The sequence below is a fragment of the Pseudomonas cyclaminis genome (assembly GCF_015163715.1).
In the GTDB taxonomy this organism is placed as follows: Bacteria; Pseudomonadota; Gammaproteobacteria; order Pseudomonadales; family Pseudomonadaceae; genus Aquipseudomonas; species Aquipseudomonas cyclaminis.
In genome coordinates, this window is the sequence record NZ_JADDUM010000237.1 from 1 (window position 1) to 10,031 (window position 10,031).

Below are 10,031 nucleotides of genomic sequence, written 5' to 3' on the forward strand. Positions count from 1 at the left end.
CCCCTCCCACATGGACTTCGGTGGTTAGTCGACGAGAGTGCAGGCCATCACGACAGCATCTTCGCGACCGCCGACGGCCGGGTAGTAGTCCCGCCGACGGCCGATCTCATTGAAGCCATAACGCTCATATAAACGAAACGCGCCGGTATTGCTGTCGCGCACTTCCAGGAAGCATTCCCGCGCCTTGGCCTCATAGGCCCGAGACATCAGGTGTTCGAGCAAGCTCAAGCCCAAACCACGGCCCTGGTTTTCCGGCTTGACGGTGATGTTGAGCAAATGCGCCTCGTCGAGGATGATCTGCACGACGCCGTGACCCACCTGCTGCTCACCTTCAAACATCAGCCAGATCTGGTACTTGCCCAGACCGTCCATAAAAATGCCGCGAGTCCAGGGATGGCTGAACGCCGCGTATTCGATTTTCAGCACGGCGTCGAGGTCAGCCTCGGTCATCGGGCGGAAGGATAAAGCCTCACTCATCGGTTGTTTTCCAGCGCGCCATCAGCCGGCGCATGGCTTGCCAGACATCAGCCTTACGCTGTGGCTCTTCCATTAATAATTCGAGGCCCGGCAGGGCCCATACCGAACCCAGGCCTTCGACCTGCAGTTCGCGGTACCAGGACTCGGCATTGGCTTCGCCGGCAAACCGCACGGCGGGCAGGCCGATCAGCCACAGGCACACACAGGGTTCGTCTTCCAGGCGCGCCGAGACAAAGCTCTGCACAAAATCCCGCGCCGCTTCCGGGCCCTGGTCCATGGTGCCGCGCACCAGCAGCGGCCAGCGCACCGGGTCACCGACGATTTGCGGGCTGTCGGGCAAACCGGCGGCGCGCAGCATGTCTTTGAGCAGCATATAAGCGGGATCGCGGGTCTGGAAACGCTCGCCGGTGGGTAACTCCACCAGTAGCAGGCAGCGCCCGGCGCGCAGCAATTGCAGGGCAAAGCGTGGTGGCGGCACTACCGGGGCCTTGACCACCGGGGCCTCTGCCTCGGCGACCACGGGCTTGGCTATCGGCGACGGGCGTGGCACTTCGATCTTGGCGCGCTCGACCGCCGGGCGCGCCTGCGGCTGCGGCTTGACCACCGCCACCGGGGCGGCGGCCTCCTCGCCCGAAGACTCGAACGCCTCATAGGGCTCAAGCGCCTGCAGCAGCTCGGCCGCGACGGCGCGGCAAACGGCAGTTCGGTGCGGGGCAACCAGTTGACCACTTGCATGGCGGTCAAGTAAGCGCGACGTCGGGACTCGATAAGCACAGCTCGGCCACTTGTGGATAAGTAAAGAGCGGGGATTCTACCGCTGTTCGGTAACAATCGCCCACTGCGCACTGACCGGCTGTGGATAAATCCTGCGTCTGATGCAGTACAATCGCGACTTTTAATCGCCAACCAGCCGGCCATTCCCATGATCGAACCCAAGCGCGTCCTGCGCGCCCTCGCCGAACACTGGGCCTTACTTGAGCCACTGTGCGAACACTTCGACCAAGGCACCCTCAGCCTGGGCGAGCTGCGCGCCCAACTGGCCGCCCAACAACTGGACAGCACGCCCCAGGACATCACCAGCCTGCTGGACGTGTGGATTCGCCTGGATATCCTGGTGCCTGTCGCCAAGAGCCCGAACCGTTTCGAGCTCAACGCGCAGATCCACGATTTCCTGGCTTATCTTCGCAAGGAGCACCGGCTTGGCCTGTGCCTGGAAATCGAAGCCTACCTGCGCCATCTTGAGCGCCTGGCCGGCTATATCCAGGACGCCTTCGACATCCGTGATGGCCACGACCTGGCCCGCCAACTGCGCCTGCTGGATATGCGCGTGCGGGATGTGCTGAAAAAACTCGCCAACGACGAACAAGCCCTCGCGGCCGTGGCTGACCGGGCCAAGACCAGCGACCGGCAGATCCCGTTGCGCCAGCGTTACGCCGAAGTGCTGGCGACCTGGGACGAATACGTCGAACCCATGATCCAACTGGTAAACGCCGACGGCGCCTTCGAGCAAGGCGTGCGCAAGGTCGAGAATGTGCTGCTGCGCATGCTTACCGAGCAACAGCGTCTTGGCCACCTGGTGGACGACGACATGCTGCTGCGCACCCACGCGCGCATCCTCGAAATGCAGACCAGCGCCCAGCTGACCTTGCGTCATGCCCGCGAGCTGCTGTTGCCGCTGCGTGAAGAAGCGCGCCGGCACAACGCCGTGACCCGTGGCGCGGCACTGGCGCTGTCGGCCATCCGCCGCAAAGGCCTGGATGCGGTGCCGCAGGCCGCCATGCCCATGTTCACCCGGCCGCAAAGTACCTTCCTTGGTAGCGCGAGTCAGGTGGAAGCCTATGTGTATGCCCTGGCGAATTTCGAGCCGAAACCGGCACGGTTCCCCAAGGCGCACAAATCCCACAAGGGCGAAGCCCAGCGTGCGCCGCGTACGGTCAAGGAAATGCTGGAGCGGTGCGAAGACGCCCTGCCGATGCCGGACCTGATGACCTGGCTGCTGGAGCAGGAACCGGACGGCGCCACCGACGAATTGCTGTACTGGTTCTCGCGACTGTCCCGTGAGAAGCGCTTCAAGCGCGAACGCCTGGAACGCCGCGACTACCACACACACGAGCACCAGGTCAGCCTGCGCTCATTCGCCCTGCTCCCGGCCGCCGTTGACGCGACCGAGAATTCCGCGAGCACACCTCATGCATCTTGATCTTTCCGAACTGTCCCAGCTGGCGCCGATTTTTCGCGAGCTGTTCAAGGGTTACCACGTCAGCCGCCGCGACCCGGAGCTGTACGCGCAACTGTCGAACTTCCAGGACCAGTACCGCACGCTGTTCAAGGCCCTGGGCTTTGAGCTGGTGTGCGACACCCGGGGTTTCTATTACTTCGTGCCAGACTCCGCGATTGCCAGCGCGCAGGTCAACAAGACCGCCCAGCGCCTGGCGTTGTTCACCTTCATCATCGTCGAGCACCTGGCCGATCAGGGCCGCGACCCGATCGCCGTGCTCGACGGTGGCAGCCTGGGCCGTGATGAGCTGCCGTCGCTGTTGGAAAAGTACCGCGACCTGTTTATCCAGGCCGAAGTACAGACCCAGGAAGAACTCGAAGAAAAAATCATGCGCCGCATGACCAGCTGGGTTTTGCCAGCGAAGACAACGGCATTTATCGTTTCCTGCCGCCGATGCACCGCTTTCTCGACGTGTGCCTGTCGGTGCAGCAGGACCGCGACCTGGCGGCCAGCGTACACAGCGTGTTGCCACTGCCGGCGCCGGTGATCATCGACGAAGACAGCGATGAAAAACTGCTGAAGACCGATGACCCGCTGGACCTCAGCGACTTCGCAGAAGAAAGCGAAGAAGACGCACTGGCCCGCGCCATTGCCGAAGAACAGGAGACTGATGCATGAGCAAGGAACGCTACGGCATCCGCCGCTTCGCCCTATTGAACACCGCTGGTTACAGCTTGGGTCTGTTCCCGCTGGAAGAGCCGCTGTCGGTGTACGGCGCGAACAACCTGGGGAAATCCGCGTCGATCAACGCCTTGCAGTTTCCGATCCTGGCACGCATGTCGGACATGAGTTTCGGCAAGTACACCCTGGAGCAATCGCGGCGCTTCTACTTTGCTACCGACACCAGCTACATATTGGTGGAAGTCTCCCTGCCCCACGGCCCACACGTGATCGGCGTGGTCGGACGCGGCCCGGGCGGTGGTTTCGGTCACCAGTTCTTCGCCTATGCGGGCAAGCTGGACCTGGCCCACTATCAAAAGAACGACACGTGCCTGCGTCAGAAAGAGCTGTTCACCAACCTTGAGCGCGAAGGCCTGAAGGCCTATGAACTCAAGCCGGACGAACTGCGCCGCTTGCTGGTGGGCGGCCACACGTCGATCCCGCTGGACCTGACGCTGATTCCGCTACGCTCCACTAGCGAACAGAGTCTGAAGACCTTCCGTGCGTTGTTTATCAACTTGCTGCACATGCGCGAGATTACGGCGGCCAAGCTCAAGCAATTGTTCCTCGATGCCTTCGAACACAGCCTGCGTTCCGGCAGCGTGGATTACATCGCCGCGTGCGAAGAAGCCTTCCGCGATGTGCGACGCATGGAACAGGATTACAACTCCCTGGTCGCCGCAGGTCCTCTGGTGGAGGCACTGGCCAATGGCGTTCGCCAGCGCGACACCCTGCGCGGCAAACTGCATCGGCTGTCGCCGCTGCTGGACTCGCTGCTGGGCACCTGGTCGGACTATGCCAGTGCGCGCAAGGAAGAGCTGACCATCCAGGCCGAGCACTACCGCAACGAGCAGGACGCGCTGCAGAACGATCAGCGTGGCGGTACCCAGGAGTTGATGCGCCTGGAGCGTGAGATCAGCGGGATTCAGCGGTGGTTGGGCGAGCTGTCGGTGCTCAAGCATCGCTTTGCGCTGGTGGATGACGTCAAGGTGCTGGAGCAGCAACTGCTGGCGGCCAAGGATGCCCACGATGAACTGGCGGGCGCTTTGGCGCAGTCACGCCAGTTCAGCGCCGAAGACTTGGACGAGCGTCTGCGCGACTTGGAAAAACGCTTGAAGTCGGTCAGGCAGCAGCTTGATCACGCCGACAACAACAGCTACGCCAAACTGCGGGAAGAATTCTCACAGCAGGATGTCGAGCGTCTGATGCGTCTGTTCAACAGTTCGTTGTTCAGCCTGCCGTTGGGTGAGCATGGCATCACGCTGGACGAGGACGGCCAGTGGGTCAAATCCCTGGAGCAGATCCTCGATGGCTTCAAGGGCGAGCGCTTTGAAGTGCCGGGGCTGTCCATCGACATCTCCCACATCGAGCCGCCGGCGTTGCAGGCCCTGGCAGATCGCGCAGCGTTGCGTGACCAGAAGGAACGCCTGGAAAAAGAACTCAAGCAACTCAAGACGCAGCAGGCTGTAGCGTCCGACCGCGCCGCAAGCAAGACCCAGACCGAGGCGCTCTACCAGCAGGTGCTGGACGCGCAAAAGGCCCTGGAAGACTTCCGCCGTGCGCAAACCCTGAGCGCCGAAGAAGGCGAGAAGCTGGAAAACCTGGCGCAGATGGAAGCCGCCCAGGACGAGTTGAAGCGTTCCAGCGATGCGTTTACCGAACGTGTCCAGCAACTGTCGGCGAAGCTGCAACTGGTCGGCCGGCAGATTGGCGATATGGAAGCCAAGCAACGTACGCTGGACGATGCCTTGCGCCGTCGTCAGTTGTTGCCAGCGGATTTGCCGTTCGGCACGCCGTTCATGGACCCGGTCGACGACTCCATGGACAACCTGCTGCCGTTGCTCAATGACTATCAGGACAGCTGGCAAGGTCTGCTGCGCGCTGATGGCCAGATCGAAGCGCTGTATGCCCAGGTGCGCCTCAAGGGCGTGGCCAAGTTCGACAGCGAGGATGATGTTGAGCGCCGTCTGCAACTGCTGATCAATGCCTATGCCCACCGCACTGATGAAGCGCTGACGCTGGGCAAGGCCCGCCGCGCGGCGGTGACCGATATCGCTCGGACCCTGCGCAATATCCGCAGCGACTACGACAGCCTCGAGCACCAGTTGGCGTTGTTCAACCGCGAGATCAACAAGCGCCAGGTGTCCAACCTGCAAAGCTTCCGCATCGTGCTGGCGCCGAACAAAGAAGCGCTCAAGCATATCGACCAGATCATCCACAGTGCGGGTCAGTACGAGGAAGGCGAAACGCTGTCGGTGTTCGACCTCAGCCAGAGCGCCGAGCAAGACAACAAGAACGAAGAGGCTAAGGAGTATCTGGCGCGTCTGGTGGCGGCCAACCACAACCAGTTGGGCCTCAAGGACTTGTTCGAGCTGGCGTTTGAGATCACCAAGGTGAATGGTCAGCCGGTAATTCATACCGACATTGATGGTGCGGCGTCCAACGGCACCACCATGACTATCAAGGCACTGACCAACATGTACTTGTTGCTGCACTTGATGGACCGCGACCAGGCAGGGCGTGTGCGCTTGCCGTACTACCTGGATGAAGCGGCGGACATCGATGAGAAGAATCAGGCCGCGTTGCTGGAAACCAGCCTGCAACTGGGCTTCGTGCCGATCCTGGCGAGTGTGAAGCCGCAGGTGTCTGCCCAGGTAGCTATCGACCTGGAAGGCGGCAGTGGGCCGAACGGGATCTACATCGATGAGGCGGATTGGAAGTACATCCGTCGTCACGATGTAGTGAAGGCCACGGTGAACGTGCAGGCGGATGAGCCGGAGTTGGATGAGGTCTGATTTTTTCGGCTGACATGCAAAGGCCCCTGGGTTCTCCCCAGGGGCCTTTTTTGTATCTGGGGCTTGCCCCCGATAGCCGCGCCTGGGTCTACTTGCCGAGCGGGATCTTAGGCGCCCAGGTCAGCCATTCATCTTCAAACTTGTCGAACAGCGGGAAGGTCTGCTGTGGCCGCGCAGCATTACCCATCCGCTCGCCGTCTGGCGTGGCGAAGGCGATACCGCCGGCAACCAGCGTCTCCAAGGACTCAGTCCGTACCGTAGCGCCTTTGAAGAGGCCGAAGTCGAGACCGAAGCCACTGGTATTCCAGAAACGACTGCCACCACGCACCAGCGATGCGTACTTGGGCTCGATCAGGATGTGGATCAGCACGCGGTCAGCGGTTTGGCCCAACTCGTAGCCCGTGACTTTGCCCACGGTAACCTCACGGTAAGTCACAGGCACACCTTCCTTCAACGAGCCACGGCGTGCGGCGCTGAGCGTGAGGCTCAGGCCTTCCTCTTGGTGTACTACCTCAGGCGGCTGGTCCAGGGCGACGAAGCTCTTTTGCGGCCCCGAACTTTTTACTGCGGGTTGCACTTCGATGTATTGGCCGGTGACCAGGGTTTCCAGGTTGGAGGTTTTCATCAGGCCGAGTTCAGGCTTGACCACCCAGAACTGGCTGCCGGCACGTGCAATCCGGTCTGCCACCTGGGTGATACGAGCACTGAGCAGCACCGACTGCATATCGGCACTCAGGTCGACACTCTCGATCTTGCCGACATCCAGGCCTTTGAAACGTACTGCAGTGCCTGGGCGCAGGCCATCGGCGCGGTCTACCTTGATGGTCACCAGAGTGCCGTGCTGGTTGGCGGCTTCACGGTCAGCGAACAAGCGGAAACGCGGAATGCGTTTTTTCAGGGGTACATTCGGCTGTGGGGTTTCGAAGGCGATGCCGCCGGCCATCAGGCTGGCGAGGGATTCACTCTTCACCTGGATGCCGCCGGTGAGGCCACCGGTCAGCGTGACGCCACTGGCATTCCAGAATCGCGTGGAACCGTTGACCAGGTTTTCGTATTCCTTCTCGATGTGAACGCCAATCACCAGTTGCTTGTTCTTGCGCGAGACTGGTAGCTCTGCACCGAACCGACCTTGACCTGCTTGTAGAGGATCGGGCTGCCGACATCCAGGGAGCCAAGGTTATCGGTGAATAGCACCATGTGCAGGCCAGGGGAGCGCAGGTCCAGCGGTGGTGCTTTGGCGCGGGCGACGTATTCACGCTGAGGAGCGCTGCCCTTATCGCCAGGACGGATGGCGATGTAGTTACCTTTTACCAACGCTTCCAGGCCGGTGATGCCTGCCAGGGAAATGGACGGCTTGACCACCCAGAATTGGGTGTCCTGCACCAGGTAGTCTTCGGCCAATGGGTCGAGGGTCAACTCGGCGTTGGCGCTGGACAGGTCCGGGTCGATCTTCAGGGTTTTGAGGCTGCCGACCTGGATGCCTTTGTACATCACCGGGGTACGCCCAGCTTGCAGGCCTTCGAAGTCGGTGAGCTTGACCTTGACCCTGATGCCAGCGGCGGCGGCGTCGAAGTCTTCGTATAGCCGGAAGGGCAGGCTTGGATCGGTGGGTGGGCTGTCTTTTCGGTTTTCCGGAGTGGCGAACGCTATACCGCCGGCGACGATGCTGGAGAGCGACTCACTGCGCACTTTCACACCGGAAAGGTTGGCGTCGATGCTGATGCCGCTGGCATTCCAGAAACGCGTGTGTTTGCGCACCAGGTTAGCGTAAGTCGGTTCGATGTAGACCTTGATCTCAACGGTGCTCTGATCCTCGGACAGCAGGTAGCTTTTGACCTGACCGACCTGGATCTGCTTGTAGAAGACCGGGCTGCCACGGTTCAGCGAGCCTAGACGATCAGCCTTGATGGTCAGATGCAGACCGGGCTTGGCGTCGGATAACGGCGGCTCTTCAGAGAGCGCCTTGAATTTACGTGTGGGTTCGCCATCGCCAGGGCTGGCGGCGATGTAGTTACCCGAAACCAGGGTTTCCAAGCCAGTGATACCGGCGAGGCTGACGCTGGGTTTGACCAGCCAGAAGCGCGTGTTGGTCTTGAGGTATTGATCGACGTCTTTGTTCATCTCGATGGTGGCAATCACCCCGCGATTGTTGCCCTCGTCATCCAAGGCCAAGGCTTTGACCTTACCCACGGGCATGCCCTTGTAAACCACTTCGGTCTTGTTGACCTGGATGCCTTCACCGCTTTCAAAGCGCACCTGGATCTCGATGCCCTGCTGGGAATAGGCACGCCATCCCAGCCAGCCGCCGATGATCAGGGCAATAAGGGGTAACACCCAAATGGCCGACCAGTTGGAGGCTGGGCGGGTTTTAGCTTTAGGCAAATCACTCATGGTCGTCGTCCGACTCCGTGTTATCCCAAATCAGTCGGGGATCAAAAGTTACAGCGGCAAGCATCGTCAAGATCACCACACTGGCGAACGCCGCAGCACCGAGGTTGGCCTCGACACTGGCAAGCCGTCCAAAGTTTACGACCGCCACAAGGATGGCGATCACGAAGATATCCAACATGGACCAGCGCCCAATGAATTCGATAAAGCGGTACATCACAATGCGTTGCTGTGCAGAAAGCGGCTGGTGACGCTGCACTGAGAACAGTAGCAGGCCAATGCCAACCAGCTTGAATGTGGGCACCAGGATGCTGGCGATAAATACCACGGCCGCGATGGGAAACATACCGTGCTGCACCAGTTGAATCACACCTGCCATGATGGTGCTGGGGTCACCCTGGCCCAGTGAGTTGATCGTCATGATCGGCAGCAGGTTGGCGGGAATGTACAAAATCGCGGCGGTGATCAGCAAAGCCCAGGTACGCGCGAGGCTGTTGGGGCGACGAGCATGGATCAGCGCACCGCAACGGGTGCAGGTTTGCTCATCGGCATCTGCTTCCTGCTTGTTCAACTCGTGGCATTCGGTACAAATCAGAATGCCCGCATCAATCGCCCGCATGATCATCCTCTCCCGACAGTGCTTGCCAGATCTGGTGCGGCGACATCACCACCTCAAGCAGAACCTGAACCATTAATAGACTGACGAAGCAGACCAGACCCAGACCAATCGTGATGGCGGCCATGTCGGCAAGTTTTACAATTGCCACCAGCACGCCCATCAAGTAGACCTCCAACATTCCCCAATCTTTCATGTGGTGGTAGATGCGGTACAACAATAAGCCGTAACTGCGTCCGACTTTCCAACGAATACTGAGCAGCACCGCCAATTGGCAGAGTAACTTGAGCAGGGGAATGCCCATGCTGCATAGAAACACCACGGCAGCAACGCCTTGCATGCCAGTATCGAATAGGCCGACTACGCCACTCCACACGGTGTCCTCAGAGGATTGCCCGAGCAGATTGAGCTGCATGATGGGGAGAAAGTTCGCGGGGATGTACAGCAGCAGCGCAGCGAGTACCAAGGCAAGGCTGCGCTCTACGACATTGTGGCGGTGAGCGTACAGTTCGTAACCGCAACGCGGGCATTGGGCTTTTTCGCCGAGGGCGAGCACGGGTTTGCGCATCAGCAAGTCGCACTCATGGCATGCCACCAGGTCGTCCAGTGGTAAATCCGACACCTCAAGGGCATCAACCGGATCGGGCATAAATAGGGCTCTGGCTCTAAAAAAGGTTAGGTACCTATTCTAGTGGTCTGGTTCAGAAATAACTGTGCAAATTTGTCGTGGGTCTGGCCGTACTTTTCCGAGCGCCCAAACAAACCCCTGTTGCGTTAGCAAACAGGGGTTCTGGATTTAATCTTGACGATCGACCTA

At 60.2% G+C, this 10,031-nt stretch carries 5 protein-coding genes and 3 pseudogenes; 3 read left to right on the forward strand and 5 right to left on the reverse strand.

Features of this window, described 5'->3' with window-relative positions:
* Positions 1–24: 24 nt before the first annotated feature.
* Both rimI and IQK56_RS25770 read right to left on the reverse strand, forming a co-directional pair.
* The gene (rimI, locus tag IQK56_RS25765; RefSeq protein WP_099583901.1) at positions 25–477 is read right to left on the reverse strand and encodes a ribosomal protein S18-alanine N-acetyltransferase; all 453 of its coding nucleotides are present in this window, start codon (positions 475–477) and stop codon (positions 25–27) included.
* A pseudogene (locus tag IQK56_RS25770) lies at positions 470–1,251 on the reverse strand (energy transducer TonB). The gene rimI and the pseudogene IQK56_RS25770 overlap by 8 nt, the downstream one beginning before the upstream one ends.
* Before the next feature lie 148 nt (positions 1,252–1,399).
* On the opposite strand from IQK56_RS25770, the gene mksB reads away from it, so the two are divergent.
* The 3 genes and pseudogenes from mksB (at position 1,400) to mksF (ending at position 6,210) form a co-directional block, all read left to right on the forward strand.
* Positions 1,400–2,677 (forward strand): Mks condensin complex protein MksB, encoded by a 1,278-nt coding sequence (gene mksB / locus IQK56_RS25775; protein ID WP_150676052.1) that lies wholly within the window; start codon positions 1,400–1,402, stop codon positions 2,675–2,677.
* Positions 2,667–3,373 (forward strand): annotated as a pseudogene (mksE, locus tag IQK56_RS25780) (Mks condensin complex protein MksE). Before mksB ends, mksE begins: the two are co-directional and overlap by 11 nt.
* On the forward strand, positions 3,370–6,210 hold the full coding sequence (gene mksF, locus IQK56_RS25785; RefSeq protein WP_150676053.1) for an Mks condensin complex protein MksF: 2,841 nt from the start codon (positions 3,370–3,372) through the stop codon (positions 6,208–6,210). The pseudogene mksE and the gene mksF overlap by 4 nt, the downstream one beginning before the upstream one ends.
* 88 nt (positions 6,211–6,298) lie before the next feature.
* Here mksF and IQK56_RS25790 read toward each other — a convergent pair.
* The 3 genes and pseudogenes from IQK56_RS25790 to IQK56_RS25800 form a co-directional block, all read right to left on the reverse strand.
* Positions 6,299–8,601, reverse strand: a pseudogene (locus IQK56_RS25790) (PqiB family protein).
* The gene (locus IQK56_RS25795) at positions 8,594–9,217 is read right to left on the reverse strand and encodes a paraquat-inducible protein A (RefSeq protein WP_122309007.1); all 624 of its coding nucleotides are present in this window, start codon (positions 9,215–9,217) and stop codon (positions 8,594–8,596) included. The pseudogene IQK56_RS25790 and the gene IQK56_RS25795 overlap by 8 nt, the downstream one beginning before the upstream one ends.
* The gene (locus IQK56_RS25800) at positions 9,204–9,863 is read right to left on the reverse strand and encodes a paraquat-inducible protein A (RefSeq protein ID WP_099583895.1); all 660 of its coding nucleotides are present in this window, start codon (positions 9,861–9,863) and stop codon (positions 9,204–9,206) included. Before IQK56_RS25800 ends, IQK56_RS25795 begins: the two co-directional genes overlap by 14 nt.
* Positions 9,864–10,031: the final 168 nt, after the last annotated feature.